Annotated in this window: 17 protein-coding genes and 1 tRNA gene; 10 read left to right on the top strand and 8 right to left on the bottom strand. The window is 72.2% G+C overall.

Annotation, left to right across the window (positions count from 1 at the left end; translation table 11 throughout):
- Positions 1-40 precede the first annotated feature (40 nt).
- Positions 41-667: an NADPH-dependent F420 reductase gene (locus GA0070621_RS22525; RefSeq protein WP_091199236.1), complete on the top strand. Its 627-nt coding sequence runs from the start codon at positions 41-43 to the stop codon at positions 665-667.
- A 73-nt stretch (positions 668-740) separates the two neighbouring features.
- Here the strand turns inward: GA0070621_RS22525 and GA0070621_RS22520 are convergent, their stop codons facing one another.
- Positions 741-2,558: a VanW family protein gene (locus GA0070621_RS22520; RefSeq protein ID WP_091199234.1), complete on the bottom strand. Its 1,818-nt coding sequence runs from the start codon at positions 2,556-2,558 to the stop codon at positions 741-743.
- A gap of 196 nt (positions 2,559-2,754) precedes the next feature.
- On the opposite strand from GA0070621_RS22520, the gene nudC reads away from it, so the two are divergent.
- The 3 genes from nudC to GA0070621_RS22505 all read left to right on the top strand — a co-directional run bounded on the left by nudC (position 2,755) and on the right by GA0070621_RS22505 (position 6,347).
- Positions 2,755-3,678 carry an NAD(+) diphosphatase gene (gene nudC, locus GA0070621_RS22515; RefSeq protein WP_091202741.1) on the top strand — a complete coding sequence of 308 codons (924 nt, stop codon included), beginning with the start codon at positions 2,755-2,757 and terminating at the stop codon, positions 3,676-3,678.
- Between the two features lie 415 nt (positions 3,679-4,093).
- Positions 4,094-4,687 carry a DUF6230 family protein gene (locus GA0070621_RS22510; protein ID WP_091199232.1) on the top strand — a complete coding sequence of 198 codons (594 nt, stop codon included), beginning with the start codon at positions 4,094-4,096 and terminating at the stop codon, positions 4,685-4,687.
- A gap of 97 nt (positions 4,688-4,784) precedes the next feature.
- Positions 4,785-6,347: a DUF6114 domain-containing protein gene (locus GA0070621_RS22505; RefSeq protein ID WP_091199230.1), complete on the top strand. Its 1,563-nt coding sequence runs from the start codon at positions 4,785-4,787 to the stop codon at positions 6,345-6,347.
- 77 nt (positions 6,348-6,424) lie between these two features.
- Here GA0070621_RS22505 and GA0070621_RS22500 read toward each other — a convergent pair whose 3' ends face one another.
- Positions 6,425-8,095 (bottom strand): DUF885 domain-containing protein, encoded by a 1,671-nt coding sequence (locus GA0070621_RS22500; protein WP_091199228.1) that lies wholly within the window; start codon positions 8,093-8,095, stop codon positions 6,425-6,427.
- A 166-nt stretch (positions 8,096-8,261) separates the two neighbouring features.
- On the opposite strand from GA0070621_RS22500, the gene GA0070621_RS22495 reads away from it, so the two are divergent.
- Positions 8,262-9,239 carry a DMT family transporter gene (locus GA0070621_RS22495; protein ID WP_167667165.1) on the top strand — a complete coding sequence of 326 codons (978 nt, stop codon included), beginning with the start codon at positions 8,262-8,264 and terminating at the stop codon, positions 9,237-9,239.
- Positions 9,240-9,257: 18 nt separating this feature from the next.
- On the opposite strand, the gene GA0070621_RS22490 is transcribed toward GA0070621_RS22495, so the two are convergent.
- Both GA0070621_RS22490 and GA0070621_RS22485 read right to left on the bottom strand, forming a co-directional pair.
- On the bottom strand, positions 9,258-10,328 hold the full coding sequence (locus tag GA0070621_RS22490) for a PHP domain-containing protein (protein ID WP_091199226.1): 1,071 nt from the start codon (positions 10,326-10,328) through the stop codon (positions 9,258-9,260).
- 57 nt (positions 10,329-10,385) lie between these two features.
- Positions 10,386-11,129 carry a M23 family metallopeptidase gene (locus tag GA0070621_RS22485; protein ID WP_091199224.1) on the bottom strand — a complete coding sequence of 248 codons (744 nt, stop codon included), beginning with the start codon at positions 11,127-11,129 and terminating at the stop codon, positions 10,386-10,388.
- A gap of 124 nt (positions 11,130-11,253) precedes the next feature.
- Between GA0070621_RS22485 and GA0070621_RS22480 the strand changes: the two genes are divergently transcribed.
- From GA0070621_RS22480 to GA0070621_RS22470, 4 genes are all read left to right on the top strand, one after another.
- Positions 11,254-11,646: a hypothetical protein gene (locus tag GA0070621_RS22480; RefSeq protein ID WP_167667164.1), complete on the top strand. Its 393-nt coding sequence runs from the start codon at positions 11,254-11,256 to the stop codon at positions 11,644-11,646.
- Positions 11,647-11,719: 73 nt separating this feature from the next.
- Positions 11,720-11,890, top strand: a complete 171-nt coding sequence (locus tag GA0070621_RS30125) for a hypothetical protein (RefSeq protein WP_167402540.1) — start codon at positions 11,720-11,722, stop codon at positions 11,888-11,890.
- 118 nt (positions 11,891-12,008) lie between these two features.
- Positions 12,009-12,536, top strand: coding sequence for a tRNA adenosine deaminase-associated protein (locus tag GA0070621_RS22475; RefSeq protein WP_091199222.1), 528 nt, complete (start codon positions 12,009-12,011; stop codon positions 12,534-12,536).
- 178 nt (positions 12,537-12,714) lie between these two features.
- Positions 12,715-13,167, top strand: a complete 453-nt coding sequence (locus GA0070621_RS22470) for a nucleoside deaminase (RefSeq protein ID WP_167667662.1) — start codon at positions 12,715-12,717, stop codon at positions 13,165-13,167.
- A gap of 51 nt (positions 13,168-13,218) precedes the next feature.
- Here the strand turns inward: GA0070621_RS22470 and GA0070621_RS22465 are convergent, their stop codons facing one another.
- The 3 genes from GA0070621_RS22465 to deoD all read right to left on the bottom strand — a co-directional run bounded on the left by GA0070621_RS22465 (position 13,219) and on the right by deoD (position 15,126).
- Positions 13,219-13,671, bottom strand: coding sequence for an acyl-CoA thioesterase (locus GA0070621_RS22465; protein ID WP_091199220.1), 453 nt, complete (start codon positions 13,669-13,671; stop codon positions 13,219-13,221).
- The gene (locus tag GA0070621_RS22460; protein ID WP_091199218.1) at positions 13,668-14,306 is read right to left on the bottom strand and encodes a TetR/AcrR family transcriptional regulator; all 639 of its coding nucleotides are present in this window, start codon (positions 14,304-14,306) and stop codon (positions 13,668-13,670) included. The genes GA0070621_RS22465 and GA0070621_RS22460 overlap by 4 nt, the downstream gene beginning before the upstream one ends.
- A gap of 112 nt (positions 14,307-14,418) precedes the next feature.
- Positions 14,419-15,126 (bottom strand): purine-nucleoside phosphorylase, encoded by a 708-nt coding sequence (gene deoD, locus GA0070621_RS22455; RefSeq protein WP_091199216.1) that lies wholly within the window; start codon positions 15,124-15,126, stop codon positions 14,419-14,421.
- Positions 15,127-15,201: 75 nt separating this feature from the next.
- On the opposite strand from deoD, the gene GA0070621_RS22450 reads away from it, so the two are divergent.
- Positions 15,202-15,288 (top strand) — tRNA-Ser (locus GA0070621_RS22450).
- Positions 15,289-15,447: 159 nt separating this feature from the next.
- Here the strand turns inward: GA0070621_RS22450 and GA0070621_RS22445 are convergent.
- The gene (locus GA0070621_RS22445; protein ID WP_157740031.1) at positions 15,448-16,659 is read right to left on the bottom strand and encodes a GH25 family lysozyme; all 1,212 of its coding nucleotides are present in this window, start codon (positions 16,657-16,659) and stop codon (positions 15,448-15,450) included.
- Between the last annotated feature and the right edge of the window lie 59 nt (positions 16,660-16,718).

Raw genomic sequence — 16,718 nt, 5'->3', positions numbered from 1 at the left:
CTGGGGCGTCCCCGCCGTGCTGGCTGAGGCAGGAGTGGTCATGAAGATCGGAATCATCGGGTCGGGCCACATCGGTGGCACCCTCACCCGTCGGCTACGCGCGCTGGGCCACGACGTGACCGTGACCAACTCGCGCGGGCCGCAGAGTCTGACCGACCTCGCGGCGGAGACCGGCGCCACGGCCGGCACGCTGGAGGAGACCGTGCAGGGGGCGGAACTGGTGGTCGTCGCCGTCCCGGTCCGGGCGGTGCCGGACCTGCCGGCGGCGCTGTTCGACGGCAAGCTGGTCGTTGACGCGGACAACTACTACCCCGAGCGGGACGGCGACATCCCAGAACTGCTCGATCGCAGCCTCAGCTCCAGCCGCTGGACCGCAGAGCACCTCAAGGGCGCCCAGGTGGTGAAGGTCTTCAACACCATCCGGGCACCGCACCTGATGGACAACGGTCTACCGGCCGGCACGCCCGACCGGATCGCCCTGCCGGTGGCCGGCGACGACTCCGCCGCCAAGCGGGTGGTGATGGAACTGGTCGACGAGCTGGGCTTCGACCCGGTGGACGCCGGCACGCTCGACGGGAGCTGGCGGCAGCAGCCGGGCACCCCGGTCTACGGCGCCGACCGCGACGCGGACGGCGTACGGCAGGGGCTGGCCGAGGCGCGGCCCTGAGGGCGTACGAGACGGGAAAGCCCCGCCGGCGACGAAGCCGGCGGGGCTTTCCGGTGTTCGACCTGGACGAACGTCAGTCTTCCGGCTTGGCGGCGCAGATGAAGCGCGGCTCGGCGTCGTAGCGCCAGCTGAACTTCTCCCGCTTGATCACCTTGCCGTCCTTGGTGATGACCCGGTAGGCGTCCTGGGCGAAACCCACGCTGCCCTCGGCCGAGATGCACTTGGGGCCGGGGTCCAGGTAGACCGTCTTCGGCTGGGTGATGTCCCGGCGGGGGCCGTACTCGGTCTTGACGCTGTCGTAGATCTTGGTGCTCCAGATCGACACGGTGATGGTGCTGGACGTGTAGGACGTGTCGATCAGGAGGCCGTAGGGGGTGTTGTTCCGGAACTTGAAGTCCAGTTGCGGCCAGTAGATCGTCGACTCGATCACCGCCGGGTAGCGGCTGAAGTAGAACGAGTGCGGCTTGTGCTCGACGTCCTCCAGACCGGCGTAGTAGGTCGCGTTGAACAGCGTCGTGGTGAACTGCGAGACGCCGCCGCCCACGCCCGGCACCAGCTTGCCGTTGACGATGGTCGGGGCGTCCTGGTAGCCCTGGTCGTAGCCGCGCTCGCCGGTGTGTGCGTTGAGCGAGAACGTCTCGCCCGGCTTCACGATCGTGCCGTCCACGTCCTTGGCGGCCTGGATGATGTTCTGGCTGCGTGGCGAGGAGAGGCCGCCGGGGAACCGGGTGGTGAAGGTGGAGACCCGCTCCTTGACGCCCAGCTCGGTCAGCTTCGCCTCGGTCAGCTCCGGCTCGGCCGCCGTCAACGTGGCGGTCACCGTGCGGCCGTCCGCCTTCGGCAGCACGGCGAGCAGGTCGCGGCTCAGCGCGGTCGCGTCGACCTGCCGGCCGGCCCGGCCGGGCACCACCTTCGGCTTGCCGCCGGTGATGGTCAGACCGGCGTCCTTCGGCTCGACCTCGATCTTGGCCAGCCGGTCGCCGAGGGCGGCGCGCAGCCGCTTCACGTCCACGCGGGGAGTGAGCGTGCCCGCGTCGTCGGCGGAGAAGCGCAGGCCGCGGGCGATCGCGGCGGGCGGAATGGTGACCGAGCCCTGGTCGGTGGAGAGCGTGACGGGAGCGGCCACCGCCGGCTTGGCCAGCTCGGCGATGAGCCGGTCCACCTCGGCCTGGCTGGTCGCCGGCCACTTCTCGACCAGCGGCACGGTGACCGGCTGGCCGGCGAGCCAGGCCGCCTTGACCGCGTCGGCCGCGGCGGTCGGGTCCACCGTGAGGGCCGGCTTCGGGTAGACCGGCTTCGGGGTGGTGCCGGTGAAGATGATGGCCGGCATGGTCATCTCCCGGCCCTGGTCGCCCAGTACGCGGGTCAGCGTGGTGTCCAGCCGGGCGGCGTCGACGGTGACCACCGGGTGGACCGTACGGGAGCCGACGAGGCGGCTCACCGGGTGCGCCTCGGTGGCGGCAGCCGCCGTCACGGTGGCGTCCACGTCGATCGCGAGGCCGACGTCGGCCGGTTTCACCTCGACGCTCTTCTCGCCCACGGTGACGGTGATCGGGGCGCTCAGCGCCGTCGACCGCCGGTCCAGTTCGGCGCGTAGCGCGTGGACGGCGTCGGCCCGGCTCCGGCCGCCCAGTTCGGTGCCGAGCACGGTGGTGCCCCGGGGCACGTCCCCCGCGTACGCGTAGGTGCCGGCCCCGGCGGCTGCGGCGAGCACGGCCGCGGCGATCCCGCCGGCGAGCAGCAGCCGCCGGCGTCCGGGCCGCGCGGGGCCGGGCTGGGCCGGTGTCGGTGTGACGGCGGGTGCCGGGTCGTCGTCCGGCCAGCTCACCGCCGTCACCTGCACGGTGGGCCGGTCGTCGGCGGGCGGCAGTTTTTCGCCGTACAGCGTCACAGCAACCTCGATCGGGAGTACCACGGGGGGATGGCTTACCCCGCCCGGAAGACACCTACGGTAACCAACGTCCGAGCCGGCCGGGAGTCTCCGGTGGTCGGCCGCCGGGGGCAGCGTGTCGGCCCTCGGCGCGGGTGTCGCGACGATCACCCGGGCCGGGTGCCCCACGCGGCCGTGGCCGTGCGACGGTGTTCGGGTGCGGACGGATGAGCGGGGCCTGGCGTACGGTGGTGGATGGCTGGACCGGGCGGCGGGGCTGCGCACCGACCCGGGGTGGATCGCCGCGCGGCTGACCGACCGGGAGAGCCTGCTGCTGCCGCTCTGGCGGGACCGTTGCCTGGTCTCAGCGGACCGGACGCCGGTGCGGCCGGCCGCCGTCGACGCCGCGGGACTGCTCGCCGCCGCCGACGAGACGGTCTTCCTCGGGCTGGACGGGGGGCGGGCGATCTTCGCCGTGGATCTCTCCGGCCGGCCCGAGCGGGACGCGGTGGCGCTGGCCGGCGCGGCCGAGCCGGTGGACGTACGAGCCCTGGTGGGCGGGCTTACGCCGGCCGAGGCGGCGGTGCAGGCGTACGCCAAGGGGCTGCTGCACTGGCACCGGGGGCAGCGGTACTGCGGCGGCTGCGGGGAACCGACGGCGGCGCGGGACGGCGGGCACATCCGTTCGTGTACCGGTGCCGGCTGCGGGCGGCTCCTGTTTCCCCGGATCGAGCCGGCGGTCATCGTGCTGGTCGAGGCGCCGGGCGAGCCGGAGCGCTGCCTGCTGGCCCGGCACCGGGGCGCGCCGGAGGGGTCGTGGTCGACGCTGGCCGGTTTCGTCGAGGTCGGCGAGAGCCTGGAGGACGCGGTACGCCGGGAGTTGGCCGAGGAGGCCGGAGTGACCGTCGTCGAGGTGTTGTACCAGGGGTCGCAGGCGTGGCCGTTCCCGGCGGGGCTGATGGTCGGTTTCCGGGCGACGGCGGCGTCCACGGAGGTGCGGGTGGACGGCGAGGAACTGGTGGACGCGCGCTGGTTCACCCGGGACGAGTTGCGGGCGCGGGTGGCCGACGGGCGTCCGTTGGGCCGGATCGACTCGATCGACCATCATCTGTTGGGGTCGTGGCTTGATCGAGCGATCTGAATCGCCGCGCCGGACGGTCAGTCGCCTCCGCCGGACGGGTGAACGCCTCGTCATCCTCAGCGGTTTGTCAGCTCTCCGTTACCGAACTGTGACGAAAGTGCGCCGCGCCTACCGCAGGTGAAACCTGTCTGTCTTCCCGTCGTAATCGGGGCGGTTTGTCCAGGGCATCCGGTCGCCTGGTTGTTAACTGTTGGTAACCATCGGCGATCTTGATAGCGCGAGCCTATTACTGGTCAGTAGCTAGGGGCTTGTGACGTGTGTCGCTTCGCGAGAGCATCCAATCCGCGTACTGCGTCCCGTCGGCACAACGGCATCCGCAAGCGCCCCACGCTCTCCCCCGTCCCGAGTCGCGCCCGCGATCGGTGATGACACCCCCTTCGAGGAGGACCTCGTGAGTGAATCGGAAGACCGCCAGATGCGTGGCGGCACCCGCTGGCGTCGCTTCGCCGCGATGGCGATTCCCGCCGCGGCCGCCGCCGGCGGCATCGTCTTCGGCATGGCCAACGGTGCCATCGCCGCCAACATCACCGTCTCCGGCACGGAGTTCAAGGTGGGCGCGACCCGGCTCGAGGGCGACGGCTTCAAGCAGTACGGCGGCGTCGTGTACGAGAAGGACAACCCGAAGCCGGTGCCGATCGCGATTTCCGAGATCGGCCACGCGGACCTCTACAACCTCTGCCAGTCCGTCGACGCGAGCCTGCCCGGCATGCCCGTGGTGCTCCGGATCGAGGCCGGCGGTGGCAAGGAGCCCGCAACCGCCGACGGCATGCTGATCGCGATGGAGTCGCTCGCCGGCGACGCCACGTTCACCAAGATCAAGATTGGTCAGGACGCCAGCGACCTGAGCGCCGCCGCCCCGGCCGGCTCGTTCGGCCAGAGCGCCGACCACGTGACCATCACCAAGCTCGAGCAGGTCGCCCGCTACACCACGGCCGGCACCTTCAACCTCAAGGGCCTGAAGCTGAAGGTGCACGCGTTCGGCGACGCCGCCGGCAAGCAGTGCTTCTGAGCTGACCGGGAGGTCCGCGGAGGGCGCCCTTCGCGGACCTCCCGTCGTGTTCGGCAATCCCTCACCATCACCGCACTGTTCGTAGGAGGAGGAGTCCGTGACGACCGCGGACGCGCAGCACGCCCGACCCGGAGGGCCGACCCGGGCCTGGCGCAGCTTCCGGCGCTGGCGGCGGAGCCGGCCGTTCTGGGGTGGCCTGTTCACCTTGCTCGCCGGAGCGGAGATCTTCGGCTCCACCCAGGCGACCCTGGCCGGCCTCACGCTGAAGATGGGCCCGACCGGTTTCCTCGCCTGGCTGATCCCCACCATCCTGGTGCTCTGCGGTCTGCTCCTGTGGCTCACCCCGCAGCAGCGGATCTTCTACTCGGTCATCGCGGCGGTGACGGCGGTCTACTCGCTGATCGGGGTGAACCTCGGCGGCTTCTTCATCGGCATGCTGCTCGGCATCGTGGGCTCGGCGCTCGGCTTCGCCTGGGTACCCGGCCGCTCGGCGGTCACCGCCGAGGAACCCGAACCGGCCGTCGACGACGGGCCGCGGCAGGGCGACGAGGCCGAGCCCGAGTTGGCCCTCGTCGACGAGCTGATGCCCCGGCAGCGCGAGGAGGAGACCACCGGCGTCCTCACCGACACGCTGCCCGAGCCGCGTAACCCGTTGCGCGAGGCGGCCCCGACCGAACCCGCCGACTCCACCCAGGACCTGCCGCCCGTCGGCCCGGACCCGGCCCACCGGGCCGCCCGGCACCGCGACCCGAGGTCGTACGCGATCCTGCTGGTCCTCGCCATGTCCATGGCCGGCCTGTTCGCGCTCCGCGGCGAGGAACGTGCGCTGGCCGCACCCGCAACCTGCCCGACCCCCGGCTCGGCCGCTCCGAGCCCGGCGACCCCGAGCCCGGCCGTCTCGGCCAGCCCGAGTCCGACGCCGGCCGAGACGGGTTCGGACGGCAACGTGCTCACCGGCGACTCCGGTGAGGCCGGCACGCCGCCGTCGCCCGAGCCGAAGGGATCGACCGCTCCCGCGGCGATCGTGGCCGTCGAGCCGACAGCTACCGAGACCGGTGCCACCCCTACCGCGAGCACCACTCCCAGCAGCGCGGCGCCGGAGCCGAGCGGCAGCTCCCCGGCGAAGCCCACCGCGCCGGGCAACCCGGACGCCGACCCGTGCGCCAGCCCGGCGCCGACGAAGCCGAAGCCGGTCGAGCCGGGTCAGCCACTGCCCCGGCTGGCCGCCGAGCCGAACCAGCCCCGGGTCGCCGCGAAGCCCGCCAAGCTCACCGGTTCCAAGGTGACCATGACCGGGCTGCGGTTCGAGGGCATCGTCGAGCTGCCCGCCGGTGACGGCACCCTCACGTGCCTGAAGTTCACCATGGCCAAGGGCGTGACGGACGACTTCGTCCTACGGGCCGACGGGCCGGCGGGCCGGACCCAGCGGTACGTCACCGACCAGCTCACCGTCGAGGGTGACGTCGCCTTCTACACCACCCGCTTCGTCGCGCGGCTCGCGGGCATCAAGGTCACCCTGACCCCGGACCTGCCGTTCCCGGACGGTATCCCGATCACCTCGCCGGTGCCCGTCACCTTCACCGACCCGGTGATCGACCTGGCGTTCGTCGACTCGAACAGGCTCACCGCCAAGCCGGCACTCAAGCTCGACCTGGGCTGACCCACGCGAGGTACGCGAAACGGCCGGGAGCCGGAGGACACCTCCGACTCCCGGCCGTCCGTCGTCGCAAGCCGAACCTAGAGCCGGCCCAGCGCCCGGCGCAGCGGGTCGAGCCCCAGCGAGCCCAGGTCGAGCGCCTGGCGGTGGAACTCCTTGAGGTCGAAGTCGGCGCCCTTGCGGGCCTTCGCCTCATCCCGGGCCTGCAACCAGATCCGCTCGCCCACCTTGTACGACGGGGCCTGCCCCGGCCAGCCCAGGTAGCGGTTCAGCTCGAAGCGCAGGTTCTCGTCCGGCACCCGGCAGTGCGCCCGCATGAACTCCCAGCCCAGCTCGGGCGTCCAGCGCTCGCCGAGGTGGAAGCCGAACGGGTTGTCCCGGGGGATCTCCAGCTCCAGGTGCATGCCGATGTCGACGATCACCCGGGCCGCGCGGAACGCCTGCGCGTCGAGCATGCCGAGCTTGTCGCCCGGGTCCTCCAGGTAGCCCAGCTCGTCCATCAGCCGCTCGGAGTAGAGCGCCCAACCCTCGCCGTGCCCGGAAACCCAGCAGAGCAGCCGCTGCCAGCGGTTGAGCAGGTCGGCGCGGACGGCGGTCTGGGCGACCTGGAGGTGGTGGCCGGGCACACCCTCGTGGTAGACCGTGGTCACCTCGCGCCAGGTGGAGAAGTCGGTGACGCCCTGCGGCACCGCCCACCACATCCGGCCCGGCCGGGAGAAGTCCTCGCTCGGGCCGGTGTAGTAGATCGCACCGTCGCTGGTCGGCGCGAGGCAGCACTCGATCCGGCGGACCTGCTCGGGGATGTCGAAGTGGGTGCCGTGCAGCTCGCCGATCGCCTTGTCGGCGAGCGCCTGCATCCAGTCCCGGAACGCCTCCTTGCCCTGAATGGTGCGGGCCGGGTCGGCGTCCAGCGCGCGTACGGCGTCGTCGATGGTCGCGCCGGGCCCGACGATCCGGGCGGCCACCGCCCGCATCTCGCCCTCCAGGCGAGCCAGCTCCGCGAAACCCCAGGCGTACGTCTCGTCGAGGTCGACCTTGGCGCCGAGGAAGTACTGCGAGGCCAGCTCGTACCGCTCCCGCCCGGCGGCCTGCTTCTGCCGGCCCCGGGGGGCCAACTCGTTCCGGAGGAACTGACCGAACTCGGCGGTGGCCGCGGTCGCGGCGGCGGCGCCCTTGCGCAGCTCGGCGCCGAATGCGCCGTCCGCCCCGAGCCGTCCGGCCAGGCCGTGGAAGAAGTCGTCGCCGTTCGGGTCGGTCCAGATGTCGCACTGCTTGGCGACCTCGACGAGCTGGACCTGCGAGCTGATCTTCCCGGCCGCGGCCGACTCGCGCAGGGTGCGCTTGTAGTCCTCCAGCGCACCGGCGAAGCTGTTGAGCCGGGCGGCGATGTTGGCCTTGGCGTCGTCGCCCTCGGTCGGCATCAGGTCGAAGACCATGCGGATGTCGTGCAGCGCGCTGGCGATGACGTTGACCTCGCTGGTGGTCTCGCCGGCGTCGTGCCGCGCGAGTTCCAGGCCGAGGCGTTCCTGCATCGCCTCCTTGGCGGTCCGCTCGGCCTCCGAGTCCGGCTCGGTCACGTCGAGGTCGGCCAGGGCGCGTCGAACCAGGTCGGCGCGGGCCGCGTACCCCTCCGGGGAAAGGTCGTCGAGCTGGTCGTCGTAGCCGGCGATGCCGACGTAGGTGGCACCGGTCGGGCTCAGTGCGGCCCAGTCGGCCACATACCGGTTGGCGAGGTCATCGATTCGTCCCACGCTGCGACCCTACGCGACCCGGCCACTCCGTTGTCGACCGTGTTTGCCGTGTTCAGACACCGGCCCGGCCGGACCGGCACCGCTCGGGACCTCCGCTGCTGTGGTGATCGACACGGGGTCCGAATTTCGCGCGACTTCGTCGTACCCCTGCGGCAGAGTGTCAGGGGTGACAGCGGATTTGACTCCTGACCGGGCGGCGCTGCGTAGCTGGTTGCCCGGCTTTCTCGCCCTTGGCGTGATCTGGGGCTCCAGCTTCCTCTTCATCAAGGTCGGGGTGGCCGAGTTGCATCCGCTGCACCTCACCCTCTACCGGGTCGCCACCGGTGCGGCGACCCTGCTGGTGGTGCTGGCCGTGTTGCGTGACCGGCTGCCCCGCGAGCCCCGGATCTGGGCGCACCTGCTGGTGGTCGCCGCCTTCGGCGTGTCCCTGCCGTTCACCCTCTTCGGCTTCGGCGAGCAGCGGGTGGAGTCGATGCTCGCCGGGATCTGGAACGCGACCACCCCGCTGATCGTGCTGCCGCTGGCGGTGCTGGTGTTCCGTACCGAGCGGCTGACCGTGCGGCGCGCGGTCGGGCTCGGGCTGGGCTTCGTCGGTGTTCTGGTGGTGCTCGGCGTCTGGGAGGGCGTCGGCGGGGCGCACTTCACCGGGCAGCTCATGTGCCTGGGGGCGGCGGCCGGCTACGGCGTCGCCATCCCGTACCAGAAGAAGTTCATCGCCGGCAGCACCTACTCCGGCCTGTCGCTGTCGGCGGCGCAGCTGCTGGTCGCGACGGCGCAGCTCGCGGTGGTCGCGCCGCTGGTGGCCGGGGCGCCGCCGATGCCGGCCGGCCTCTCCGGGCAGGTGGTCGCCAGCGTGCTGGCGCTCGGCGCGCTCGGCACCGGGCTGGCCTTCGTGATCAACCTGCGCAACATCCGGGTGGCCGGGGCGAGCACGGCGTCCACCGTCACGTACCTGATCCCGGTCTTCGCGGTGCTGGTCGGCGCGCTGGTGCTCGACGAGCGGATGAACTGGCACCAGCCGGTGGGCGCCCTGATCGTGCTGCTCGGCGTGGCGGTCGCGCAGGGGGTGCTCGGCCGGCGCCGGCCGCGGCCCGTGCTCGGTGCCGCTGCCGTGCCGGCCACGGAGCCGGCTGCCGGGGCCTGAGCCGGGTGGCGGGCGGGGTCAGCCCCGGGTGCGGGCCCATTTGAGCAGGCGATCCGCCTTCCAGGTGTTGACCACCCGGTTCGCCGGCACGCCGCAGAGTGCCGCGCGCTGGCAGCCGAACCGCTGCCAGTCCAGCTGACCGGGGGCGTGCGCGTCGGTGTTGATGGCGAACCGGCAGCCGGCCTCCAGGGCGCGGCGGATCAGCCGCTTCGGCGGGTCCTGCCGCTCCGGGCGGGAATTGATCTCGACCGCCACGCCGCGTTCCGCGCAGGCCGCGAAGACGGCGTCCGCGTCGAAGTCGCTCTCGCCGCGGGTACGGGCCCGGTGCCCCCGGTCGCCCGGCCCCGTCACCCCGGCCGGCCGGGACGACACCATCCGGCCGGTGCAGTGGCCGAGGATGTCCAGGTGCGGGTTCGCCACGGCGGTGAGCATCCGCCGGGTCATCTTCGCCCGGTCGTCGTTCAGGCCGCTGTGCACCGAGCCGACCACCACGTCGAGCCGGGCCAGTAGCTCCTCCTCCTGGTCCAGCGACCCGTCGGCGAGGATGTCCACCTCGATGCCGGTGAGGATGCGGAAACCCTTCGGCAGCGCGTCGTTCACCGCCGCCACGTGGTCGAGCTGCTTGCGCAGCCGCTCCGCGGTCAGCCCCCGGGCAACCTTCAGCCGGGGCGAGTGGTCGGTCAGCACCAGGTACTCGTGCCCCAGCTCGACCGCCGCCAGGGCCATCTCCTCGATCGGTGAGCCGCCGTCCGACCAGTCGGAGTGGGTGTGGCAGTCGCCCCGCAGCGCGTCCCGCAGCGCCGCCGCGGCCGCGTCCAGGTCGGTGCCCTCGGTGGCGACCAGCCGGCGCAGATAGACCGGCTCCTCGCCGGCCAGCGACTCGACCACGCAGCGGGCCGTGACGTCGCCCACGCCGGACAGCTCGGTCAGCTTGCCGGTGCGCGCCCGCTCGGCCACCTCTCCGGCGGGCAGCGCGGCGAGCCCGTTGGCCGCCGACCGGAACGCCCGGACCCGGTAGGTGGCCTCGTTCGCCTTCTCCAGCAGGAACGCGATCCGACGCAGGTCGGCGATGGGATCCCGGGCAGTCATGCCCTGCAACCTACGCGTCCGCGCCGCCGCCTGCCGGGTGTCGGGAGTGGACGACGGTCAGCCGGCCCCGCCGGCCTTGGCCGGTGCCTTGGGGCAGCCGTGTTCGTGCTGCCAGGCGGTCACCTCGGCGGCCGGCTCACGGTTGCCCTGCTTCCGCCACGAGTCCAGGTATCTGGCCGGCCAGATCACGCCCCGACGGATCCACCAGTCGTCATGGCCCTGGCACTGCGGGGAGATGCCGAAGTGCAGGTGACACACGTTGTTGGCGTTGCCGGTGCGGCCGACCTTGCCGAGCGGCTGGCCGGCGTGAACGCGTACGTCCGGGTCGATGCCGGCGGCGATGACGCTCAGGTGCGACCCGTAGTAGCGGACCCCGTCGTCGCCGAGCAGGGAGACCGACAGGCCCCCGTTGTACGGCCCGAGCGGGCCGCGCCGGTCGAACCGGTCCACCCGGCTCACCTCAAGGATCCGGCCGTCGGTGACCGCGACGACCGGAGTGCCGCAGTTGGCGAAGATGTCCGTCCCGGGGTACGCCGAGTGCGTCGGATGGTAGGCGACGTTGTCTCCGCGTACCGGGAAGACGTGCCGCAGGGCCGTCGGGCTCGGCGACGCGGATTCCGACGGCGCGTCCGGCTTGGCGGGCTGCCCGGCGGTGGCCACGGCGCTCGGATCCTGCCACGTGTTGCCCGAGGTGGCCGTGGGCCGGTCGCCGGGGGCGCACCCGGCGGCCAGGGCCGGCAGGAGCAGCAGCAGGACCGGGTACGCCGCCCGCGTGCGGCGTCCGATCGATCGCGAGCGCATCCGGTCATCCTGGCAGACCACTACCGTAGGAACGAACGTCGAGACCCGTCCGCGCCCGTCGGGGCCGGGCACGGTGGCTCTGCGTGATCTCGGTACGTCCACCGTCCGTGAAGGGAGCAGGGCGATGAGCGGGTGGTACGCCGGACCCGGCGAGTCCGGTCCGGGGCCGGCGCGGCTGCTGCCGTACACCCCGTCGGGGCTCTTCCCCGCCGGGGCGCCGCCCCGGCCGAGCTGGCGCGAGCCGTACCGGGTCACCGGCGGCGGCGTCGCGGCCGGCGCCGTGGTCGCCTTCGCCTGGCTGCTCCTGTTCGGCCTGCTCGGCCACGACGTGCCCAGCTACGCGTGGTGGACGGTGCTCGCCGGCGGGCTGGCCTGGCTGGCCGCCGGCGTGCTGGTCCGGTACGGCGATCGGGGGGTGGCCACCGGGATCGCGATCGTCACCGCCGGCGGCTGGAGCATCGCCGCGGCCGTCGTCGCGCTCCGCTGGGCGCAGAGCGGCGACTGGCCGCTCTGGTGACCTTGCGTGACTGTCTCACCGCACAGCGAAGACCGGCTTGACGTACGCGAGGTGACGGGTCACGCTCGGCGGTATGGCCTGGACCATCCCGCCGCGGCTCGACCCCGAGCGGAGCCGCCGCCGCCTGCAACTCCTCGCCGAGTTGGCCGGTGCCCGCGCGGTGCGTCAGCGCGAGCGGCCGCAGCGGGCCCGCACCGAGCGGCTGCGCCAGCTCATCGCCACCCGCCGGCGCGTCGCCGGCTGACCGACTTTCTCCAGCAACGGCCGGCCCTTCGGGGCGTTGACCGGTCGCCTGCCGACCCGACCGGTTAACGTGCACGCGTGACGAGTCGGCGTGCTGCCGAGGCCAATTTGGGGGGACCGTGTCGTACTTCGCTGCTGCCGTGGCGCGCGTCGAGGGCGGCTGGACCGCTGACGAGGTGAACCTGCGGGGCGCCACCGACGTCGACGAGGTCGCCGACCGGCTGCGCGACGTCGAGCCGGACGCCGACCTGTCCCTGCTCTTCGTCGAGGCCGACGACACGTACCTGGTGATCCTGCGCCTGGACGAGGGGGAGGACCTGCGGGTCTTCGGCTCCGATTCGGCGTACGCGGACGAGTCGCGGCTGGGCGCGCTGCTGGTCGGTGATCTGAAGGCCCCGGTCACCGGCCTGGAGGACACCGACGAGCCGCGGCCGGCCGCCGGTGGCGACGACGAGAGCGAGCAGCCGGCGGTGGATCCGGAGGCCGACCCGGTGGGCGACGCGGACATCCTCGCCGACCTGGGCATCTCGACGCAGAAGCTGCTGGCCCTCTGCGCCCACGAGGGGATGATGCCGGCCGACGTCACCGCCGAGGTCTGCCAGGTGCTCGGCTGTGCGGACGAGGTCGAGGCGCTGCGTGAGGTCTGAGCCGGCCGGAGCGGTGCCGTCCGGCGGCGGGGAGCCGGCCGACGTGACCGATCCGGCGCTGGAGACCGTACGTCCGGGGCAGCCCACCCCGGGCGCGGTGGGCCGGGTCGGTCCCGGCGCCGACGAGGGGCTGGCCGATCCCGGCGGCGTGGGCCGCCGGCAGCGGCACGAGCTGTGGATGCGCCGGGCGCTGGAGGTCGCGGTGACCGGCCCGGACAGCGCCCCGGCGGCGGACGGCGAGGCCGCGGTGGAGGACGTCCCGGTCGGCGCGGTCGTCTACGGTCCGGACGGCGTGGAACTGGCCGTCGGGCGCAACGAGCGGGAGCTGACCGGCGACCCGACCGCCCACGCCGAGGTGCTGGCGCTGCGCCGGGCCGCCGAGCGGCTGGGCCGGTGGCGGTTGGCGGACTGCACCCTGGTGGTGACGCTGGAGCCGTGCACGATGTGCGCCGGGGCGATCTCCCTGGCCCGGATCTCGACGGTGGTCTTCGGCGCGTGGGAGCCGAAGACGGGCGCGGTGGGGTCGCTCTGGGACGTGCTGCGGGACCGCCGCCTCACCCACCGCCCCGAGGTCTATGCCGGCGTCCTGGAGACGGAGAGCTCCGCGCTGCTGCGCGCCTTCTTCCGGTAAGGAGGGGCCCCTCAACGCCTCGTGCGGAGCAGGGGACCCCTCCTGACGCGCTCAAGGGCGCAGCAGGGTCGCGGCGACTGTCCGGGCGGTCTCGGTCCACGCGGTGGGGCGCATGGTCGCCGGGTCCAGCCGGACGATCGACCGGGTGCCGTCGGCGTGCAGGGTGTCCCCGTTTACCGAGCGGAACTCGAAGGCGTACCGGGCGCTGGTGGTGCCGAAGTGATCGAGCCAGAAGTGCACGGCGACCGGCCCGGTACCGGTGACCGGCGCGCGGTAGGTGATGGTGAACTCGCGTACCGCGTGGAAGACGTCGGGGGCGCTCTGCCGGCCGGCCCGGAAGGCGACGCCACGCTCGGCCCAGTACGGCGTCAGGGCCCGTTCCAGCAGCACCGCGTACCGGGCGTTGTGCAGGATGCCCATGGCGTCGAGGTCGTCGAAGTGCACCGGTACGTGCTCGACGTGACCGAACTCGACGGCGGGGCGGTCGACGATGGCGTGGCTCATGAGGGACCTTCCGGTAGCAGGGTCGGATCGGGGCACAGCGGCCGTAGGCGGTTGAGCAGGCCCCGGCGGGCGTGCCGGTAGGCGGTGTCCGGGTCGAGCAGCCGGGAGCGCATCACGGCGCTGATCCCGAGCGCGTCGATCTCGTACGCCAACTGGGGAACGTCCAGGTCGGCGGGAAGCTCGCCGAGGTCGACGGCCTCCTGAACGAGGCGTTCGAGGAAGGCGGCCCACTGGCTGAACGCCGCGGCGAGCCGGTCCCGGACCGGGCCGGGGCGGGCGTTGTACTCGAACTCGGTGTTCGCGAAGAAGCAGCCCCCGGGGAGCACCCGGGCGGCGTAGAAGTCGATCCGGGCGTCGTGCACGGCCCGCAGCCGCCGTACGCCCCGAGGGGCGCGCAGGGCGGGGTGGACGATCCGCTCCTGCCACTGCGCGACGGCCCGGTCGACGGTGGCCAGTTGGAGGGCCTCCTTGGACCGCCAGTGCGCGAACAGGCCGGACTTGCTGACCCCGAGGCTGTCGGCGAGCTGCGCCAGGGAGAGCCCGTGCAGACCGGCCTCGGTGGCCAGGGCCACGGCGGCGTCCAGCGCCGCGGTGCGGGTGCGCTCGCCGCGGGCGACGCGGCCGTCGGAGGACATGCGGGCAGCGTACCCAGAAAAAGCACGACCGGTCGTATTTATTTCTGTGATCTGAAACGCTGCCGCCCCACCACCGACGACGGTGGCGGGGCGGCGAAGAGTCGCGGAAAGGTCAGGCGATGATGGTGTCGAGGGCGACCTCGACCATCTGGCTGAAGGTCTGCTCGCGCTCGGCGGAGGTGGTCTTCTCGCCGGTCTTGATGTGGTCGCTGACGGTCAGGATGGTCAGCGCCCGGGCCTTGAACCGGGCCGCGATCGTGTAGAGCGCGGCGGACTCCATCTCCACCGCGAGCACGCCGTAGTCGGCCAGGGTGTCGTAGAGGTCGGGCCGGTCGGTGTAGAAGGCGTCCGCCGCCAGGATCGGGCCGACGTGCATGGTGATGCCGCGCCGCTCGGCGACCTCGACCGAGGTACGCAGCAGCCCGAAGTCGGCGACCGGGGCGTAGTCGATCAGCCCGTCGAAGCGCATCCGGTTCATGTTCGAGTCGGTGGACGACCCGATCGCGGCGATCACGTCGCGCAGTTGGAGGTCCTCGCGGAGGGCGCCGCAGGAGCCGACCCGGATCAGGCTCTTCACGCCGTACTCGTTGATCAGCTCGTGGGCGTAGATGGAGGCGGAGGGCATGCCCATGCCGGAGCCCTGGACGGAGACCTCGACGCCGTTCCAGCGGCCGGTGAAGCCCAGCATGCCGCGGACCGTCGTGTAACAGCGGGGGTCTTCGAGGTAGGTCTCCGCGATCCACTTGGCCCGCAGCGGGTCGCCCGGCATCAGGACCCGCTCGGCGATCTCTCCCGGCTCAGCGCCGATGTGCGTACTCATGCCAAAGATCCTGCCAGGTTGGCCGAGGGGATACCGGTTCGGCGTCCGGACCGGCGGTCCTGTACCCTTCTCGGCGGTGGCGTGTCCGAGTGGCCTAAGGAGCACGCCTCGAAAGCGTGTGAGGGTTTACGCCCTCCGCGGGTTCAAATCCCGCCGCCACCGCTCATGAACAGGCGAAACGCCCGGTCGGTCCCGAAGGACCAGCCGGGCGTTTCCGTATCTCTGGATCACTAGTCTTATTCGCTCATCGGACCGGCCCGGGCGATTCGTGAGGTACGACCAGGTCGGCGGGCCAGGCCGGGAAGGCCGGCCCGCCGTGGCTCACGCGGTGGTCACCATGGAGAACTTCTCCCAGAGCCCGATCGCGGTCCGGTTGGCGATCAGTGGCTTGGTGCCCGCGCTCTCCGCCACCACGTACCTGCCGTTGGCGTTGGCGCGGAGGCTGATGCTGCCGTCCGCGTTGTTGATGACCGTGAACTTCTCCCACGGGCCGATCGCGGTCCGGTTGGCGATCAGCGGCTTGGTGCCCGCGCTCTCCGCCACCACGTACCTGCCGTTGGCCCGCGAGCGGAGAGCGACGAAGCCGCCGCCCGCATCGATCATGTCGAACTGTTCCCAGAGCCCGACCGCGGTCCGGTTGCCGATCAGCGGCTTGGCGCCGGCGCTCTCGGCCACGACGTAGCGGTTGTTGACGCGGGCGCGGAACGCGACCGGCGCCGCGGCTGCCGGTGCGCCGGTGAGCCGGGTGAGGGCGGCGTAGTCGCCGTTGAACACGTTCTGGCTGTGGTTGGCGGGCTGGCTGGGGTTACCGGGCGCGTACTGCCAGATGGCCTCCGTCGTCCAGCCGGCCGGCAGCGGCGGGCGGGTGGCGGTGTAGCCCGCGATGTCCAGCGGGTGGTCGCCGAAGGACGCGTCGTTGCCGGTGCACGGGTTCCACCAGTTGGTGTTGGTGTAGATCATCACCGGCCGGCCGATGCGGGCCCTGACCTGGTTGCTGAAGGCTCGGATCCAGTTGGAAAGCTCCGTCGGGGTCAGCCCGTAGCAGGCCGGCGCGCCACTCCAGTACGGCCATTCGAGGTCCAGCATGGGCACGAGAGTCTGGCGGTCCTTGGCGAACCGTGCGTTGTCGATGAAGTAGTTCGCCTCGGCGACCGGGTTGCGGCTGTCCGGGCGCGCGAAGTGGTAGGCGCCGACGAGCAGTCCGGCCGCCTTGGCCGCACGGTAGTCCTCGGCGAAGTAGGGGTTGAGGTAGGTCTGCCCCTCGGTCGCCTTGATGTACGCGAACTTGTACCCGTTGGCCGCCACGCCCGGCCAGTCGATCGGGCCGAGGGTGTGGTCGTGGCTGGAGACGTCGATGCCACGGATCGTGTAGCCGGGCGGCGTGGTGGCGCTCGCGGAGAGCGAACTCGTGCGCGCGCCCGGCTTGACGCCGGCGTTCGCCCAGCCACCACCATCGGGAGAGGAGCCTGCCGCATTCACCGGTTGAGACGTGTCGATCGACGCACCGAGAGCCAGCCCAGCGGTGATCAGCACGGAGATCCATCTTCTTGACATGATCTGTCGCGAATCCCTTGCGTGGAAAGTCGATGACC

Source organism: Micromonospora narathiwatensis (assembly GCF_900089605.1).
Lineage (GTDB): Bacteria > Actinomycetota > Actinomycetes > Mycobacteriales > Micromonosporaceae > Micromonospora > Micromonospora narathiwatensis.
Note: the sequence above shows the minus strand (reverse complement) of the source record. Positions and strands in the feature narration are given on the sequence as shown.